Source organism: Rhodococcus sp. P-2 (genome assembly GCF_016598535.1).
Taxonomy (GTDB): domain Bacteria; phylum Actinomycetota; class Actinomycetes; order Mycobacteriales; family Mycobacteriaceae; genus Rhodococcus_F; species Rhodococcus_F baikonurensis.
The window spans coordinates 5493364-5511500 of record NZ_CP066779.1 but is presented as its reverse complement, the minus strand read 5'-3'; the positions used below and the strand labels follow the sequence as shown (position 1 = coordinate 5511500).

General features: G+C 63.1%; 12 protein-coding genes. 7 read left to right on the top strand and 5 right to left on the bottom strand.

Going from position 1 to position 18137, the window contains the following annotated elements; translation table 11 throughout:
- Positions 1-35: 35 nt before the first annotated feature.
- Positions 36-1460 (top strand): polysaccharide biosynthesis tyrosine autokinase, encoded by a 1425-nt coding sequence (locus tag I7X09_RS25615; protein ID WP_200314302.1) that lies wholly within the window; start codon positions 36-38, stop codon positions 1458-1460.
- Here I7X09_RS25615 and I7X09_RS25610 read toward each other — a convergent pair.
- Positions 1432-1956: an arsenate reductase/protein-tyrosine-phosphatase family protein gene (locus I7X09_RS25610; protein WP_200314300.1), complete on the bottom strand. Its 525-nt coding sequence runs from the start codon at positions 1954-1956 to the stop codon at positions 1432-1434. The two genes, I7X09_RS25615 and I7X09_RS25610, sit on opposite strands and share 29 nt — an antisense overlap.
- Positions 1957-2064: 108 nt before the next feature.
- On the opposite strand from I7X09_RS25610, the gene I7X09_RS25605 reads away from it, so the two are divergent.
- Together I7X09_RS25605 and I7X09_RS25600 are read left to right on the top strand one after the other, a co-directional pair.
- Positions 2065-3384, top strand: a complete 1320-nt coding sequence (locus I7X09_RS25605; protein ID WP_200314298.1) for a UDP-glucose dehydrogenase family protein — start codon at positions 2065-2067, stop codon at positions 3382-3384.
- 149 nt (positions 3385-3533) lie between these two features.
- Positions 3534-5201, top strand: coding sequence for an Hsp70 family protein (locus I7X09_RS25600; protein ID WP_234036710.1), 1668 nt, complete (start codon positions 3534-3536; stop codon positions 5199-5201).
- Between the two features lie 9 nt (positions 5202-5210).
- Here the strand turns inward: I7X09_RS25600 and I7X09_RS25595 are convergent, their stop codons facing one another.
- Positions 5211-6473 carry a YibE/F family protein gene (locus tag I7X09_RS25595; RefSeq protein ID WP_200314296.1) on the bottom strand — a complete coding sequence of 421 codons (1263 nt, stop codon included), beginning with the start codon at positions 6471-6473 and terminating at the stop codon, positions 5211-5213.
- 521 nt (positions 6474-6994) lie between these two features.
- On the bottom strand, positions 6995-8248 hold the full coding sequence (locus I7X09_RS25590) for a pyridoxal phosphate-dependent aminotransferase (RefSeq protein ID WP_003943683.1): 1254 nt from the start codon (positions 8246-8248) through the stop codon (positions 6995-6997).
- Positions 8249-8324: 76 nt separating this feature from the next.
- On the opposite strand from I7X09_RS25590, the gene I7X09_RS25585 reads away from it, so the two are divergent.
- From I7X09_RS25585 to I7X09_RS25575, 3 genes are all read left to right on the top strand, one after another.
- Positions 8325-10265 carry a S9 family peptidase gene (locus I7X09_RS25585; protein WP_166814036.1) on the top strand — a complete coding sequence of 647 codons (1941 nt, stop codon included), beginning with the start codon at positions 8325-8327 and terminating at the stop codon, positions 10263-10265.
- A gap of 318 nt (positions 10266-10583) precedes the next feature.
- Complete coding sequence (locus I7X09_RS25580; RefSeq protein ID WP_200314294.1) at positions 10584-11762, top strand: DUF6745 domain-containing protein; 1179 nt, start codon at positions 10584-10586, stop codon at positions 11760-11762.
- A gap of 46 nt (positions 11763-11808) precedes the next feature.
- Entirely contained in the window at positions 11809-12273 is a 465-nt protein-coding gene (locus I7X09_RS25575; protein WP_095972489.1) for a hypothetical protein, read from the top strand.
- Between the two features lie 72 nt (positions 12274-12345).
- Here I7X09_RS25575 and I7X09_RS25570 read toward each other — a convergent pair whose 3' ends face one another.
- Positions 12346-15516 carry a (Fe-S)-binding protein gene (locus I7X09_RS25570; RefSeq protein WP_200314292.1) on the bottom strand — a complete coding sequence of 1057 codons (3171 nt, stop codon included), beginning with the start codon at positions 15514-15516 and terminating at the stop codon, positions 12346-12348.
- Positions 15517-15875: 359 nt separating this feature from the next.
- Between I7X09_RS25570 and I7X09_RS25565 the strand changes: the two genes are divergently transcribed.
- Positions 15876-16526 (top strand): glycine zipper family protein, encoded by a 651-nt coding sequence (locus I7X09_RS25565; protein WP_050655717.1) that lies wholly within the window; start codon positions 15876-15878, stop codon positions 16524-16526.
- 111 nt (positions 16527-16637) lie between these two features.
- Here the strand turns inward: I7X09_RS25565 and I7X09_RS25560 are convergent, their stop codons facing one another.
- On the bottom strand, positions 16638-17948 hold the full coding sequence (locus I7X09_RS25560) for a S1 family peptidase (protein ID WP_095972486.1): 1311 nt from the start codon (positions 17946-17948) through the stop codon (positions 16638-16640).
- Positions 17949-18137: the final 189 nt, after the last annotated feature.

Here is an 18137-nt window from a genome sequence, read left to right as displayed (position 1 = left end):
GCAGTGGGCATGCGTGAGCCGAAGGAGACATCAAGATGGAAATTGTCGACTACCTGAAGATATTGCAAGCCAGATGGCGAATCGTCGCTGCTGTAACGGTGCTCGGAATCCTGGGAGCCCTTGGCGCTTCTCTTCTTTCGACGCCCGTCTACCAGGCCTCGACGAGGCTTTTCGTTTCGACGTCGGCGGGTACCTCGGTCAACGAGGCACTTCAAGGTAGCCAGCTGTCACAGCAGCGTGTTCTGTCCTATACAAAACTCCTGACCGGCCGAACTCTCGCGCAGCGGACGATCGACGCACTGGGGCCGAGAGTGGTCGGCGGGATGTCGGCTGACGAGTTGGCGTCCAAGGTCACTGCGACGTCGGCGCCCGACACTGTGCTGATCGACCTCGGAGTCAAGGATCCTTCACCGGAACTCGCACGGGAGATTGCAGATACTCTTTCGTCCGAATTCGTCTCACTGGCAAAGGAACTGGAGACGCCTGAGAACGGCGGAACGCCGCCTGCGCGTGTGGTCGTCGAGCAGCAGGCCCAAGAACCGTCTGTTCCCGTGTCACCTAAGACTTCACGCAACCTCGCTCTAGGAGCCGTGGCGGGACTGGCGTCGGGAATCGCGCTTGCGTTGATTCGTGATCGGCTCGACAACACGGTGAAGGATCGTCGAACGGTCGAAGAGATTGCGGGTTCGGCGATGGTGGGCACGATCCCGTTCGACAAGGACGTCGAGGTCAATCACGCGATCGCTTTCAGTGACGGAAATTCCGTGAGTGCCGAAGCCTTCCGTGAATTGCGCACCAACCTTCAGTTCCTCGAGGTGGACCATCCACCGCGTGTCATCGTCGTCACGAGTTCGCTTCCCTCCGAGGGTAAGACGACCACGGCCGTGAACATCGCTCTCGTCTTGGCGGAGGCCGGCAAATCGGTGTGCCTGATGGAAGGCGACCTCCGCAAGCCGCGAGTATCGAAGTACTTGGGATTGATCGGAAGTGTCGGCGTCAGTTCGGTGCTCTCCGGTCGAGCGACGCTGGACGATGTGCTTCAGCCGACCGAGTTCGACGGGCTGACTGTGCTCGCCTCCGGACCGATCCCCCCGAACCCGAGCGAACTACTCGGTACGGACACGGCCAAACATGTTCTCGGGGAACTGCGGGCGCGCTACGACTACGTCATCATCGACGCCTCGCCGTTGCTCCCCGTCACGGATGCCGCGGTTTTGGCCGCGATGTCGGACGGCGCTCTGGTGATCGCCCGACACGGCTCCACGAAGCGCGATCAACTGGCGCGCGCGGTCGGAAACCTACAGAGTGTGGGTGCGCACGTCCTCGGCACTGTCATCACGATGACGCCGTCTCGCGGACGCAATGCGTACGAGTACAGCTATTACTACGAGTCGGACAAATCGCTACCGCAGTTGACCGCGGTGACCTCGCTCAGCGCTCACCGAAGCGAAGTCGGCTGAGCAGTGGGCCGACGAGATCGGCGATCTGAAGTCCGATCTCGTGAAACACCTTCTCTTCCTTACCCATCGGATCCAGGACGTCCTCGGGTTCGGTGGCACGAAATCGGGGCCTGGCGGCGGCGAGGTCGTCGACCGTTCCTGCATCCGCGAGCGAGCCCAACCGTGCGGCTTCTCGAAGGGTGAACGTGCGCTTCAGCCGCGCCGGAGCCATCGCCAGGACTTTGTCTCGCTGACTTTCGGTCATCGTGAGAATGAGGTCGGCGTCCGAGGCCAGCGCTGTTGTCATGCGTCGAGCTTGAAACTCCGTGGGGTCGCCGCCGAGCCCCGCGAGAACCCTCGCGGCCGTCGGCTCGATCGGGTGCCCGACCATCGCCCGGGTTCCAGCACTCGACGCGGTGAATCCGATGATCCCGGCTTCGGCGGCATATGCACGTGCGAGGCGTTCGCCCGTGGGTGATCGGCAGATGTTTCCCGTACAAACGAAGAGAACGTGCATGGCAGAAGCATAGGTTGCACGCGCGACGCACTCGTCGTACGCCCGATGTTGGTTTCGCGCCCATCTGGCGTACGCGTTTCGGAAAGTTCGGACGCATACCAACAACACATGAAGATGACCGTGTTCGGAACGGGATACCTGGGCGCGACCCACGCTGTGTGTATGGCCGAATTGGGTCACGACGTGCTGGGGGTCGACATCGACCAGTCCAAGGTCGACAAGTTGTCCCGTGGGGAGGTCCCGTTCTTCGAGCCGGGTCTGACCGACATGCTGGAGAAGAATCTGGAGTCGGGTCGGCTCCGGTTCACGACGTCCTATGCCGATGCCGCAGATTTTGCCGACATTCATTTTGTCGGTGTGGGGACTCCGCAGAAGAAAGGGGAGTACGGCGCGGATCTGAGCCACGTTCATTCGGTGATCGATCTGCTGGCGCCGTTGTTGCGACGGCCATCTCTGATCGTCGGCAAGTCGACGGTTCCGGTAGGTACGGCTGCCGCTCTCGGCGAGCGACTACGTGCCGGCGCGCCGGCGGGCGCAGCAGTAGAGGTGGCCTGGAATCCGGAGTTCCTGCGTGAGGGGCACGCCATCGCGGACACTTTGAGACCTGATCGGTTGGTTCTGGGGATCGATCGTGATCGACCGGGAAGCGCCGAAGGTGTTCTTCGTGAGGTGTATGCCGCGATATTGGGCGCGGGGGTGCCGTTTCTCGTGACCGACCTGGCGACATCCGAGTTGGTCAAGGGATCGGCGAATGCATTTCTCGCCACCAAGGTGTCCTTCATCAATGCGATTGCGGAGGTGTGCGAGGCCACCGGGGCCGACGTGACGATGTTGGCTGACGCTCTCGGATACGACGATCGGATCGGCAGACGGTTTCTGAATGCGGGGTTGGGGTTCGGCGGGGGATGTCTGCCGAAGGACATCCGGGCTTTCATGGCGCGGGCCGGAGAACTGGGTGTGGACCAAGCGTTGTACTTCCTTCGCGAGGTCGACAGCATCAACATGCGACGACGCACGAAAGCCGTCGAGCTGGTGACGGCGGCCTGTGATGATGGTTTGCTGGGAGCTAACGTGTCGGTGCTGGGGGCTGCATTCAAGCCGGAATCCGACGATGTGCGCGATTCGCCTGCGCTCAACGTCGCAGGAATGATGCAGTTGCACGGGGCGGCAGTCACCGTCTTCGATCCGAAGGCAATGGACAATTCTCGCCGACTCTTTCCCACCCTTCACTACGCAACCTCCACGTCAGACGCCTGCAAGAACGCTGATGTCGTCTTGATTGCGACCGAATGGGACGAGTTTGCCTCGCTCGTGCCCGCCGATCTGGATCCGCTCGTTCGTCGACGCGTCATCGTCGACGCCAGAAATTGCCTCGATCCGGAGGTCTGGCGTGCTGCTGGATGGAACTATCGCGGATTGGGGCGGTAGGTCGAACGTCCAGGTAGCGAAAAAGTAGCTGCGATTAGGCGTTAGATGCGATGCGCGAACCTTGTAGACCACCCCTAGTGGGTAGACTTCCGGCCGGGGAATGACGGGGTCTGCTGACAGGACCCGTCCACGGTCGACGAAGGTGGATCATGAACTTGGTATTGGGTGTGACGGTGGGAGCCAGCGCTGTGCGTTTGGCGCGCCCGGGGACGCCCGACCACCGTGGTCCGGTATTTCGATCAAGAGCGGTCGATCGCGGACGCGACGTTCCCGAGGAAATCGCCGCAGAAGCAACGAAGGTGGCATTGGCCGAGAATGTCGGCGTTGGCAGTCATACGGTCGTCGCCTACCGCGATCAAGCGCAAGCCGGTGCACTCCAGGCCGCGTTCGAGCAGAAAGGCATCGGCAACTTCGAGTTGATTCCCGAAGTTACAGCCACGCTTCGGATGCTCGAGGAACCCGGTGCGCTGACCGACCAGAGCACGCTTGTCGTCGTCGACATGGGTAGCTCGGGATCGACGATCAGCGTTGTGGACAGGCATTCGAGGTCTACCGTCGTGACTGCTCGGTCGACTCGGATCAGCGGCGACCACTTCGACGACCTCGTTTACTCCGACCAGACCGTACGCCGCCGAATCTCGACGCCGGCCGACCCGGGCGGCGACTCCGAACTGCAGTCGCGATGCCGACTTGCCAAGGAACAACTGTCCACACGGAGCGCGGTGTGCCTGCCCGGTCCCGGTGGGCTTCTCCTGCTGTCGCGGGAAGTTTTCGATTCGTTGGTCATCACGTCGGTGGAGGCCTTTGCCCGAGAAATACGGGAGGTCATCGCAACGTCCGGCCGTAACCCGGACGCGATTGTCCTCATCGGTGGCGGTGCGCGCATCCCGATCGTGCGGGCGACGCTCGCTGCGTGGCTGGATTGCCCCGTCATCGCGCCAGAACAGCCTGAACTGGTGGCTGCGCAAGGCGCTGCACTGATCGCGGAGTCGTCCCTGGCGCCGTCGTCACGACCTGTCGCTGCACCGGTCCAGGTCCCTGCTGTGGCACCGATCTTCGCGCCCTATCCGATTCACACACCGGCTGAGGTGCCTGTCCCGGTACAGGCGTTCAGTCATGGAGGAGTCGCTACGCTCCCCGAATCGGAACGGCCGGAGGGCGCTGCCGAGACGAAGTCTGTTCCACAGGAACAGATGTCGAGTCCGTATGCTGCGGACCTGCCGCAGCCGCGACCGAACCGACACGAGCAACGATTCGATCCGGCCGCAGATCTCGCGGTCGCCGTCAGCGACCCGGCCACGGACGGATTCGGCACAGAACGTGACGCCGACACCGAGGCCGTGATGGTTGACGCCCAGGCGTACTCGGCGGTGCGCGAAGACGAGGGAGTAGGAGCAGGAACCGCGCACCCGTCGTGGCTTGCCGGTACACAGACTGCGGAAACCACGTCCACGGAACCGAGGAATCCGCTGCGTTTCGCCGGCCTGGGCGCCGGTGTGATCGCGGCAGTCGTCATCGTCGGGTTGGGGTTGGGCTATGGCGGAAAGGTCTTCGGTGATTCCGACGAAGCCGGACCTGTGGCAACCGAGGTGACCACGACGGCACCGACTACCACGACGACTCCGCCGCCCCCGCCCACGACGACCCCGCCCCCGCCCACGACGGAGGAAGCGCCACCGGTGGTCGAGGCCCCGCCGGTTGTGCAGGACACCTATGTGCCGCCGGCGCCTGCACCCGCACCTCCGCCGCCCGCGATCTACATTCCGGGGCTGCCGCCGATTCTGTTGCCGGTCCTCCCGCCGATCCCCGGACTCTGAAACCCGGTGTCAGCGTTTGGAGTGGCGTCCACCTGACGTGGGGCCGGTCTTGATCGCACTACCGGGCGGGCGCGCGAGAATGACGGCGATTGCGGTGGTGAGCGGAACCGAAAGAGCCAGAGCAATTCCGCCGACCGCGGACCGGACGATTTCGATCGCGACGGCGTCACCGACCAACACGTCTTGGAGTGGGCGCCCGCTGACACTGAAAAGCAACAGCAGTGGCAGCGCCCCGCCGGCGTACGCGAGGACCAAGGTGTAGACAGTGCTGGCGATGTGATCGCGTCCGACCCGCATCGCCCCACTGAACACCTTTCGGCGAGGAGCGTGCTTGTCGAGTTCGGCCAACTCGAATGCCGAAGATGCCTGGGTGATGGTGACGTCGTTGAGAACACCGAGCGATCCGATGATGAAGCCCGCCAGCAGCAGGCCCGTGATGTCGATGTGTTCGATGTATGTCTGCACATTGGTGTTCTGCTCTTCGGACAACCCGGTGAGATGGGTCAGTTCGATACAGAGATAGGAGAGAACCGCCGCGAGCACCATCGCGGCGAGGGTGCCGAGCAATGCCGAACTGGTTTTGAGTGAGACACCGTGCGCCAGATAGAGAACCGCGTACAAGATCACCGCGCCGGCGACCAGTGCAACCGGTATCGCAGGCTTGCCGTCGAGCAAGGCGGGCAGGAGGAATCCGACGACAACGCCGAATGCGATCACCAGTCCGACGAGAGCGCGCAATCCGCGCCACCGCGCAACAGCGATGATGACTACGGCAAACGCCAAGGCGATCAGTGCCAGCGGGAGTCCACGCGAATAGTCCTCGAAGGAGTACTGAGTATTGCCGTTCGGGTCCGTCTGACGCACGAGACGAATGTGGTCACCGACTCGTAGATCCGGTTGACCGGCGCCCGGGATGACCTCGAGCAGTGTCTTGGTTCCGGCATTCGGCCCGGATTCGATGTCGACGATGCTCCGCTGGCATTGATAGGCCGACGTGGGCGGCGGTTGCGGGGCGCCGACGAATACCCTTCCAGCGGAGGAACTCCCGCAGTCGCCGAGGTCTTGCATGGTGACCGTGCCCGCCTCGGTTTCCACCGAGCTGCCGTCGGCATTCTGAAAAGGGAGTGGGACGGGGATGGTGTTCTTGTCCGGCCACAGTGCGATTGCTGCCGCGACGACGATCATGCCGATGACGACGAGCAAGCCGATCACGACGCGTGAGGCGGTGGGGCCGATCTGAATGGGTCCACCGTGGCCGTGGCCGTGACTCATCGGAAACTGAGTGTCGGACTGGGGATTTGCACCGGTGCAATGTTATCGGCTCCGAAGCGAATGGTCAGCTTCTGAAGGCAGTGTTGGAAGGCAGTGTCGGTGAAAGGCGGTGCCGACGAAAGGCAGTGCCCGTGAAAACCGGTGCTACCGATGAGGGGTGTGAAACGGAGATTGGTCGAGCTGGGTGGCGGGGAACAGGGGGGGTTGTCCCCGCCACCAACCTGGTATCCACAGGGGGGGGAGGGATACCAGGTGCTCGCGGCACCGAAGTGCTGATAACTAATGTACCCAATTTCAAACCGATTTGGCGCGTTGTCCAACTACCAATTCCGCAACGAATCACGTACCGGTTGGACCGTTTTCACATCAGGGCAGGTCACTAAATAGTTAAAGTGTCAATCAAACCGTGTGGTTTGCGAAAAATGTGACCAAGGTCGCACAAATGCCCCGTCGTTTTACGTTTACGGGGCATTTGTACAACGAGTTGTTTACTCGATTTCAGCCGGATTCAGCCGGAGAATCTACTGTTTGTAACTGGTGAGGAAGTTGCCGAATCGCTCGATGGCGACGGCAAGATCTCGGGCCCACGGGAGCGTGACGATCCGAAGGTGATCGTGATTGGGCCAATTGAACCCGGTGCCCTGAACCATCAGGATCTTCTCCTGGAGAAGCAGGTCTTGCACCAATTTCTCGTCGTCGTGGATCTCGTAGACGTTCGGATCCAGACGAGGGAAGGCGTAGAGCGCGCCGCGTGGTTTGACACACGAAACGCCCGGAATCATGTTCAGTCTCTCCCAAGCGACGTCGCGCTGCTCGAGAAGACGGCCGCCGGGCAGGATCAGGTCTTCGATGCTCTGGTGTCCACCGAGGGCCACCTGAATGGCGTGCTGTCCGGGGACGTTGGGGCACAGCCGCGTCGAAGCCAAGAGATCGAGACCCTCGAGGAACCCGGCCGCATGATCCTTCGGCCCGGTGATCGCGACCCAGCCGGAGCGGTAGCCCGCGACACGATAGGCCTTCGAGAGGCCGTTGAACGTCAGGCACAGCAGATCAGGGGCGAGCGTCGCCAGCGAGATGTGCTTTGCGTCGTCGTAGAGGATCTTGTCGTAGATCTCGTCGGCGAGGAGCAGGAGCTGATGCTTGCGCGCCAGATCGACCAACTGCTGCAGAACCTCCATCGAGTACACCGCACCCGTGGGGTTGTTCGGGTTGATGACGAGGAGAGCCTTGGTCTTGTCGGTGATCTTGGATTCGATATCGGCGATATCGGGATTCCAGTCGTTTGCCTCGTCGCAGAGGTAGTGGACGGGTGTACCGCCGGACAGGCTCGTCATCGCGGTCCACAGCGGATAGTCCGGTGCCGGGATCAGCACCTCGTCGCCGTTGTTGAGGAGGGCCTGCATGGTCATCGTGATCAGCTCTGAGACACCGTTGCCGAGGTAGATGTCGTCTACGTCGAGCTCGGGGAAGCCGGGAACCAGTTCGTAGCGCGTCACGATTGCGCGCCGCGCCGACAGAATGCCCTTCGACTCCGAATAGCCCTGCGCATAGGGCAGCGCAGCGATCATGTCCCGCATGATCACGTCGGGGGCATCGAATCCGAACGGTGCCGGGTTGCCGATGTTGAGCTTGAGGATCCGGTGCCCTTCCGCCTCCAGCCGGGCGGCATGCGCGTGCACCGGTCCACGGATTTCGTACAGGACGTTCTGGAGCTTCGACGACTGCTCCAGCTCGCGCTGCGGCTGACGGTGGCGGACGGGTTCTGGTGTGCTCACGAGTTACATGATTCCACCACTGTGCAAGTGCATTGTCGGGGACCGTGTCGCGCGACCAGTTGGCTATTGTCGAGCGATGACCCCCAGCGAGCAGATTGCAGCCCCGTACGGATCGTGGACTTCTCCGATCGGAGCAGCTGATCTGGCTGCAGGTGGCCACCCTGTCGAGGGCGGACGATACGTCGGCGACGAGATCTGGTGGGCTGAAATTCGTCCGACCGAGAGTGGTCGGACGTCGATTCGTCGATCCGGTCTCGACAACCAACCAGTCGACATCCTCCCGGCGCCGTGGAACGCGCGGACGAGGGTTCACGAGTACGGCGGTGGCGCCTGGACTGTCACGGAGTCCGGAAAACTGGTCTTCAGTGAATTCTCCGATCAACGGGTGTACATCCTCGAAGGAGTCACTCCGCGGGCTCTTACGCCCGAACCGGCGTCGCCGGCCGCGTTGCGATACGCAGACCTGCAGATCGTGAACGGTGAGGTGTGGGCGGTTCGGGAAGCGCACGCGGAGGACGGGGCGATCACTCGCGATATCTGCGCGATTCCGCTGGACGGTTCCGGCGAGATCCGCTCGATCGTCGGCGGTTCGGACTTCCTTTCGTCACCGAGGCTTTCGCCGAGTGGAACCAAGATCGCCTGGATCGCGTGGAACCATCCGCAAATGCCCTGGGACGGTACCGAACTGCGCGTAGCTCCACTAGTCGACGGCGTCGCTCAGGACTACTCCGTACTGATCGGCGGACCCGAAGAGTCGGTCCTGCAACCGGAGTGGATCACCGACGACGAACTTTTCGCAATCAGCGATCGCAGCGGCTGGTGGAACATCTATCGCGTCGGCGCCGAGATCACCCCGATCTGCCCGGTGGAGGCGGATTTCGGTGGGCCACAGTGGCGTTTCGGTGCGCGCTGGTTCGTCGAACTCGACAACGGCCACCTTCTCACCGCGCGCACCGTGGGAACCGACACCCTGGGGGTGCTCGATCCCGCGTCGGGAGAACTACGCGACATCGAGATCCCCGGGGTCACCAGTATCGGCCTCATGCAGGTTCGCGGCGACCGGTTGCTGCTCGTCTCGGGAGGCGCGAAACTGGCGGGCGCGCTACGTGAACTGGACCTCGGTACCGGAAAACTGACCGAAATCCGTTCGTCGGTCGAAGAATTGCCCGAGTCTGCATATCTTCCGGAAGCGCGAGCAGTCGTGGCTCACGGACACGGGCGAGAAGTTCACGCCGTTGCGTATCCGCCGCGCAGTCCGCGATACAAAGGACTCGACGGCGAACTGCCGCCGTACGTCGCGTTTGTTCACGGCGGCCCGACGGCGCACGTCGCACCGGCCCTCAACCTCGTCTACGCCTTCTTCACCAGCCGCGGAATCGGAGTGGTGGATGTGAATTACGGCGGGTCGACCGGTTACGGACGTGAGTACCGTAATCGATTGCGCGGTCAGTGGGGTGTCGTCGACGTGCAGGATGTCGTCACCGCAGTCACCGGATTGGCCGAGCAGGGGCTCGCAGATCCGGCCCGCCTCGCCATCGAGGGTGGGTCTGCCGGCGGATGGACTGTTCTGGCCGCACTGACCACGTCCGACGTGTTCGCCTGTGGTGCTTCCTATTTCGGGGTGGCAGAACTGGACCTGTTCGTGCAGGAAACTCACGATTTCGAGTCGCGCTACGTCGACGGGTTGATCGGTCCACTGCCGGAATCTGCCGACCTGTACGCCGAACGTGCTCCGCTCAACAACGTCGACGGGTTGAACTGCCCGGTGTTGTTGCTCCAGGGCCTCGACGATCCGATCGTGCCGCCCTCGCAGGCGGAACGATTCCGGGATGCACTGGTGGCCAAGGGTATTCCGCACGCCTACCTGGCCTACGAGGGTGAATCGCACGGATTCCGTAAGCAGTCGACCATCATCAGCTCACGCAACGCCGAGTTGTCCTTCTACGGGCAGGTACTCGGGTTCACCCCACCAGACATCCCGACGCTGGAGCTGTGGAAGCCTGCGATCGGTAGCTGACAACCCCGCGGCTGCGTGCGAAGCCCGCAATGACCGACCTGCCACCCCGCGTCACCGAGCTGGTCGCGGAGCTTCTCGTTCCAGCGCACGTCCTCGGCGGTGCGACCGGTGGGTACCGGTCGGCCGTGTGTGACGCGGCCGGTGAACCCACGAACGTCGTGGATTTCGAACCGGTTTCGCGGCGCTGGAGAGGATGTTCGGTGTGGGGATCGGTGGCCGGTTCTCGGCGTCACACTCAAGGAACCCTTGCGTCCGTAGCATTTGCGTGCCACGCTGTAGAACTATGACTACAGGAAAGGCGGACACCGCCACCGTCGCGTGAGCGCCGCACCGTTTCGCTCGTCGACGTCACGTCGAGCGACATCGACCGAGAACATCGATATCTTCGATGTAGACAATCAGGCCTTGGAAGCAGTCCGCGATGTATGGCTCGAACGCGGCTTGTGTACACGTCCGGCCGATCGATCCACTGCAGAATCTGCTGTCGCGCAACTATATCGGCGATCCGGACTCCCGAAACCGGAGTTTGTCTGGGTTCCGTCTCCCCGTGCCGGTTCGGATCTGATCGCCGCCGAAGGTTTGTCGACCACGATGTCCTTCGACGGCGCCGGACTCGACTGCCCGTCCGGACATATCGCGAGCATGTTCGCGTCATCGCGCCGACGTATGAACGCGAGTATCCAAGGTCGGAAAGCTGACTGGCAGATAGAACGCCGGCAGAGGCAGCGCCTGATCAGGGCGTCCGTTTGGGAATCGTTGCACACCACGCTGTTCGACGGAGTCGCGGTCGCGATACGAACGATGTCGACCCCGATGGCAGGCGGAGTGACCTGGTACGGACAGCAGGAAGCCCATCGAATCGCGTACTACGACACGTTCCGTCGATACGGTCTCGCGACCTTCGATTCGGAAGATCGTGAACTCCTGGACGTGCAGACCGCACTCGCTGACTCGACCGGGTGGTGGTGGGCGTTCGACAACCTGTGCATCATGGCTGAACGACCCGGCGCCGTGCATAGCGAACCGATACCGGGCAGCACGCTGGGAGAGCGGCGACTGCACCATTCTGATGGCCCTGCAATTGAATTCGGAGACGGCGCACATGCATTCGTTCTGCACGGGGCGATCGTTCCCGACTGGGTGGTGCTCGACCCGACCGCCGAACGGATCGCACTGGAGCGCAATGTCGAGATCCGTCGGTGCGCGATCGAGCGCATCGGCTGGGATACCTACATCGAGAGCGCCGGACTGATACTGGTCGACGAAACCGATGATCCGGGCAATGCCGGTTGCCTGCTACAGCTCTACGCGTCGCCGGAAGGCTGGGGCCGAAGTGGGCGAATCCTGCTCGCGGTCAACGGCTCTCTGGAACGCGACGGGCATCGGCGGCGATACGGACTGCATGTGCCCGGATGGTTCACGTCCGCGCTGGATGCAGCCGGCTGGACCTACGGCATCACCGGTGCCGACTATGCACGCCTCGTTCGTCGAACCTGAACCTCACACACACAACCTCGAACCCTCTAACCCCTTGGTGATACTTATGAACTCGAACATGACCTTGTCCGCTCTCACCACCCTCACCGGCCTCGACGTCTTCGACTATCTCGACAAGGAAGTGTCCATTCCCGTCGTCGACGGTCTTCAAGCGCAGGGCGATCTCATCGTGATCCCGTTTTCGCTGCTCGCAAATATCGTCACGCCCTTACCGTGGACTCGATCCGTGGACGTTCCACTCTCGGGAGTGGAACTGCTGCGAAGCGCGGCGGGCGGGAACCCTCACAGTCTGGTTGCAGACGTAGGGGAGTGCGTGTGGTCGACACCGGTGAAAGACGCTCGGGGCCTTGCACTCGGCGTGCTCGACACCCAGGTGACCGCTTACCTCATCCATCCGGAGCACGGCGCGACCGGAATCGCTCCGGGGCGCTACGTCATCGGACGGCAGCAGGAAAGGGGCGTCGGGCGTGCGCGTGGTGCGCGTGGTGCGGTGATGCTTGTCGCAGATTGACAGGCCGACCTCGGGCTCCAGACAAAGCGAATGCCCCCACCATGACGGTGAGGGCATTCGCGAGTGGTGCGCTTACTTCTTGCGGCCGGGAGCCTTTGCACCGGCCTTGAAGCCGAGTCCGCCTGCTTTGGGGGCAGGCGGCGCCACAGCGGGTGCCGCAGCTTCCGCGGGTGCAGACGCCTCGGCAGGTGCGTCCGCAGCGGGTTCTGCCTTCACGGGTTCGGTCTTCGTTGCCGGTGCCTCCGCAGCAGGTGCGGGAGCTGCAGCCGGAGCTGCCTTCCGGGCACCAGGCGCCTTTGCGCCCGACTTGAATCCGAGCCCGCCTGCCTTGGCGACCGGTGGAGCCTTCGGGGCTTCCGCCTGGGCGGCGGGAGCCTCGGCAGCCGGAGCCTCCGTCGGCGCCTCAGGCGCAGCCGCAGCAGCAGGTGCTTCAGGCGCAGCGGCAGCCGGAGCAGCCTTCGCGCCAGGAGCCTTGGCTCCGCCCTTCATCTGCAGTCCCTTGCCACCCGGAGCCTTGGCATCGGACGCCAGGCCCAGACCCTTCGGCTTGGCGACGGGTGCAGCAGCCTCAGCAGCTTCCGCTGCCGGAGCTTCCGCTGCCGGTGCTGCAGCGGCCTTTGCTCCGGGTGCCTTGGCGGCGCCCTTCATCTGCAGTCCCTTGCCGCCGGGAGCCTTGGCTCCGCCCGCAAGACCGAGCCCCTTGGGCTTTGCCGCGGGTGCGGCCGGTGCAGCATCTTCGGCAGCGGGAGCTTCCGCGCTTGCGGCGGGAGCTGCCTTCTTGGCGCCGGGAGCCTTTGCCCCGCCGGCCATTCCGAGGCCCTTGCCGGGTGCCTTGGCGCCGGGAGCTTTTGCGCCTGGTGCTTTGGCGAGGCCCTTCATGGCCAGACCCTTGCCTGCCGGAGCTGCCTTGGCTTCCGGGGTGGCAGCTGCTTCCTCGACCTCGGCGACCCGATCCTGCTCGACGGTCTCAGCCTTTGCCTCAGCAGCGACCGGTGCCTTCTCACGCGGGATCACCTTGATGTTCTCGCCGAGCTGGGCGGGATCGAGGCGGGTGACGGAGTTCAGCATCAGCTGCGCGACGTCGACGACCTCGACGCCTTCGCCCTGGCCCTGCTCCTGGCGGGCAGTGACGCCGTCGGTGAGCATGACGCGGCAGAACGGGCAACCCGTGGCGATCTTCTTGGGGTTGGTGGAGAGCGCTTCGTCGACGCGGTCGACGTTGATGCGCTTGCCGATGTTCTCTTCCATCCACATGCGGGCGCCACCGGCGCCACAGCACATGGAACGTTCGCCGTGGCGCGGCATCTCGACGAGCTTGGAGCCTGACGCTTCCATGAGTTCACGGGGAGCGTCGTAGACCTTGTTGTGGCGTCCGAGGAAGCACGGGTCGTGGTAGGTGACGTCTTCGCTCACGGATGCAACCGGGATCAGCCTCTTCTGACGCACCAGACGGTTGAGCAGCTGAGTGTGGTGCACGACCTCGTAGTCGCCGCCCACCTCCGGGTACTCGTTGCCGAGAGCGTTGAAGCAGTGCGCACAGGTGACGACGATCTTGCGCTTCTTCTGCTCGATACCGTCGAAGACCGAGTTGAGCATCTCGATGTTCTGCATTGCGAGCTGCTGGAACAAGAACTCGTTGCCGGCACGACGTGCGGAGTCGCCGGTGCAGGTTTCGTCGGCGCCGAGGACCATGAACTTCACTCCCGCGGTGGCAAGGAGTTCGGCGACGGCCTTGGTGGTCTTCTTGGCACGGTCTTCGTAGGCGCCGGCGCAGCCGACCCAGAAGAGGTACTCGTAGTCCTCGAAGCTGTCGGCGTCCTTGCCGAAGACGGGGATCTCGAAGTCCATCTCGTTGATCCAGTTGAGACGGTCCTTGGAGTTCTGGCCCCAGGGGTTGCCCTTGTTCTCGAGGTTCTTGAACAGGCCGGCGAGTTCGGAGGGGAACTCCGATTCGATCAGGACCTGGTAGCGACGCATGTCGATGATGTGGTCGACGTGTTCGATGTCGACGGGGCACTGTTCGACGCAGGCGCCGCAGTTGGTGCAGCTCCACAAGGTTTCGGCGTCGATGACCGGGGCCATCTCACCTTCGACGGTTTCACCGACGAGCTTGCGGTCGGCCTCGAGGCGTGCTGCCTCGGGGATGGCTGCGAGGGCGGCTTCCTTGACGTTGCCTTCGGCGTCGACGAGACCGATCTCGTCGCCGCCCATGTCCTTGCGTCCACCGGCGAGCAGGTACGGGGCCTTGGCGTAGCCGTGGTCACGCAGCGACATGATGAGCAGCTTGGGGGAGAGCGGCTTTCCGGTGTTCCAAGCAGGGCACTGGGACTGGCAACGCCCGCACTCGGTGCAGGTGGTGAAGTCGAGCCAGCCCTTCCAGGAGAAGTCCTCGATGTTTCCGGCGCCGAGAGTGTCGGTGTCGGGGTCGACGTTCTCCATCGTCAGGACTTTGCCCTTGGACATCATGGGCTTTGCCGCGCCGAGCGCGACGGTGCCGTCGTCTTCACGCTTGAAGTAGATGTTGAAGAACGCGGAGAAGCGGTGCCACGCGACGCCCCACGTGATGTTGCGGCCCACGATGGCGAGCCAGATCATGCCGGTCATCAGCTTGACGAACGCGAACACCGAGATCATGACGGGGCTGGCGGGAAGCAGCTTTGCGACCTGCATGGTGAAGAAGTCGGTCCACGGATTGGCGTGACCGTAGGTGGCGATCTTGCCGGCCTTGACCATGATCATGCCCAGGCCCTCGAGCAGGACGATGCCTTCGATGACGTAAGCGGCCTTGAAGTTGGAGCCGCCGAAACGGGACAGGCGTGCGGGCAGGCGCGGGTGGTTGAGCTGACGGATCACGATCAGCGTGGTGATACCGATGACGGTGCCGAGGCCCAGGATCTCGTCCCACAGGTGCCACGCCCACGTGTTACCGAAGATGGGCCAGTGGAACTCGGGGTTGAACGTCTGTCCGTAGGCCTCGAACCACAGAAGGAATCCGCCGAGGAAGCCGACCATGACGAGCCAGTGGGCCCAGCCGACGCTGCGGAACTTGTTCATGCGCGTGTGCGCGATGAACTCGATGATCATCTGCTTGAAGCGAGGGAAGAACGGGCGCCATCGATCGGGTGCCGACTGGCCGATGCGCACGGTGTTGAACATCCTCAGCGCGCCTGAGAGGAAGATGTACCAACACACCAAGCTCAGCAGAGCACCAATCGTGCCCAACGTAATCGTCAGGGCATTCATGTCGCGGCCTTTCGTTTCAGGGCGACGCGTCGGCCACCTCGGGACAGCCCACTGATACTAACCTGCGTTATGTTACCCGCCAGTAACTAGCATTACCAGCCTGTAGGTACCGGCTGGTAACCGCTCGTGGCCTGGAGAGATCAATCTTCTGCGTCGGACGGGCTTGGTCAGACGCAGACATGTCTGGTCGTCACGTTAGGCGGTGCCCGTCAGGTGTCCATCTGTCAGGCAGCCCTAACTCGGGTTCCGAGCAGGTGAGGACAACCGACCGGCTGTTATCGTTACGCCCGTCACGCACAGGGGAAACGGGTGGTGTGAGTCATCGACTGACGCCCGCCCGATCCCGGGGAGGATTGAAAATGTTCATTCGTAAAGCTGCGGCCGTCGCAGCGATGACCATTGCCGCTACGGGCATCGCTGCAGGTACTTCTTACGCAGCTCCGGAGACGTCACCCGACGTTTCGTATACCGCCGAGGTCGTAGACCAGGCTGTTGTCACCACCATCGACGCCGGGGCATTCCGGGTATCGGGTGACGGAACACACGTCGACCTGCAGAACAGCCAGGGCGCAACTCTCGTGAGTCTGCCGCTCGCGTTCAACCTCGGGGACGTTCAGTTCCCGTTCGACGAGACCGTCAGTGAGGACGGCAAGACCCTCACCCTCAAGCCGAACCTGGATCCGGCCAGCTCCAAGCCGAAGCCGGTCGCTGCCGAGTTCACCCCGGTTGCTTCGCCTGACGAGGATCAGAAGGCAATCGAGAAGTTTCAGTCACAGCTCGGGCTTGCCACGCAGATCGGTAGCCTCACCGGCACGATCGTCGGTGCAGTCATCGGTTGCATCGTGGGTCTGCCCGGCCTGGTTATCGGCTGCCTCCCCGGCATGGTCACCGGTGCCGGTATCGGTGGAGTCGCCGGTACCATCCTCGCCGGCGGCGGAACCGCAATCGTTGCGGGCATGGATCTGATCAAGGTCCTGAACGCTCCGGCCGGAACAACGCTCTTCCAGTAAACAGCTCTTCCAGTAAGCAGCTCTTCCGGTAAGACGTTACGAACGTCGAAACGGGCGCCACACCTTCAGAAGGTGTGGCGCCCGTTTTGCTGTCTCGGGGAATGCGTGCGATCAGTAGTCGCGAACCTTCAGGCCCGGATTGGCAGCGAGGATGTCGTTGATCGGCGTCGCATACTGCGTCGGTGCTTCCTGCCCGAACAATGTCTCGGCCTGCGCGATCTCGCACAGGGGAGAGGTGGCGACATTGGACGCACTCGTGATGCCGACGGCCAACGTTCCGGAGACGATGGGACCACCGCTGTCACCCTGCAGGACGCAGATATTGGTGGTGAAGCCGTTGTCGAGGGTGTGATCCAAAACCTTGGCGACGCGGTTGACGCCGGTGACGACGCCGCAGCTGAAGCCCGTGGTCGATCCGGCCTTGCAGACCGGGGCGCCCACTACGGGATCGGCGGTACCGGTGATGTTGACCGAACGGTTGAACGGAACCCGAACGCTGTTGTTCTCGAAGCGGTACTTCGCGTTGTCGTCGATGTTGATGATCGAGTAGTCGCGCCCGTCGAAGCTGCTCTTGGCGAAGTATCCGACGCGGGGCCCGGTCTGGTTGTTCACCATCGGGAAGACCTGGCTCGAATTCGAGGTACCGGCAGCGGCGCGGTTGGGATCGCAGTGGCCGGCGCTGATGTTGACCGTGCGTCCGGAACCGTCGGTGCCGTTGAAGCCGAATGAACAACGCAGTCCGGTGTTGCCTGAGGTCGCGCCGAAGGCGTCTCCGCCCAGTGCGGCGTCGCCGGTTGCGGATCCGGTTGCGGGGATGAGGTCCGCGACGATCGGGGGAACCAGCAGCGGAGCAGCGGTGTGCACAACGGTCCGCTTCAGGAACTCAGGCAATTCGATGCCGGCGGCCGGATCGGCCGTGAGGGCAACTCCGTTGCCGACCACGTCGACGGCGATGCCACGCACGAGGTCCGCGACCTCGGCAGGCTGCGAATCGAGCCACGAGTTGAGTGCCGAGAGCTGACTCTGCAGAGCCTGCTCGCTCTGCGCGACGTCCTTGACCTCGAAGCCGGCCTTTTCGGCGGCCTCGCGGGCGGCGTCCTTGTCGCGACCGTCAGCGAGAGCGACGACGCCCTTGCCGAGGTCGTCGAGCCACACGCCGGCAAAGGAGTCGGGGAACTGGACGCGCGCGATGGCGGCGAACTCCGCGAGCTTCTGTGCGAGTTCGGAACGCGAGACGAACTGGTCGGGCGTCAGCGCCAAGTCGTGCTGTAGAGCGTCGGCGAGTTCGACGGGCAGATGGGCTGCCTGGTCGGATACCCCGGATTCGTTCGGTTCTGCGTTCGCGACCGCGGTAATCGGTCCGAGGAGCAGCAGCGCGGCCGAACCGAACACTGCGGCACGACGTGCGATGGAGCTTCGCATGAGGGCCTTTCCACTTCGTTGACCGCGTACCACCCCCCTGGGAGCACACGGATACGGCTCACGGACTTGTGGTGAGCCGATCACAGTCGACCATGACTATATGGGTTCGAACGCGCTATTCCCACCCGTTACATGAGCACACAGCGCTGATCCCGACCGATAACAGCACTGTGCCCGCCGATCGAGAAC

Excerpts from the sequence above, each read along its gene's own strand:
- I7X09_RS25600 (WP_234036710.1), top strand. The coding sequence starts at position 3,534 with ATGAACTTGGTATTGGGTGTGACGGTGGGAGCCAGCGCTGTGCGTTTG.
- I7X09_RS25595 (WP_200314296.1), bottom strand. The coding sequence starts at position 6,473 with ATGAGTCACGGCCACGGCCACGGTGGACCCATTCAGATCGGCCCCACC.
- I7X09_RS25560 (WP_095972486.1), bottom strand. The coding sequence starts at position 17,948 with ATGCGAAGCTCCATCGCACGTCGTGCCGCAGTGTTCGGTTCGGCCGCG.
- I7X09_RS25570 (WP_200314292.1), bottom strand. The coding sequence starts at position 15,516 with ATGAATGCCCTGACGATTACGTTGGGCACGATTGGTGCTCTGCTGAGC.
- I7X09_RS25615 (WP_200314302.1), top strand. The coding sequence starts at position 36 with ATGGAAATTGTCGACTACCTGAAGATATTGCAAGCCAGATGGCGAATC.
- I7X09_RS25565 (WP_050655717.1), top strand. The coding sequence starts at position 15,876 with ATGTTCATTCGTAAAGCTGCGGCCGTCGCAGCGATGACCATTGCCGCT.
- I7X09_RS25605 (WP_200314298.1), top strand. The coding sequence starts at position 2,065 with ATGAAGATGACCGTGTTCGGAACGGGATACCTGGGCGCGACCCACGCT.
- I7X09_RS25575 (WP_095972489.1), top strand. The coding sequence starts at position 11,809 with ATGAACTCGAACATGACCTTGTCCGCTCTCACCACCCTCACCGGCCTC.
- I7X09_RS25610 (WP_200314300.1), bottom strand. The coding sequence starts at position 1,956 with ATGCACGTTCTCTTCGTTTGTACGGGAAACATCTGCCGATCACCCACG.
- I7X09_RS25585 (WP_166814036.1), top strand. The coding sequence starts at position 8,325 with ATGACCCCCAGCGAGCAGATTGCAGCCCCGTACGGATCGTGGACTTCT.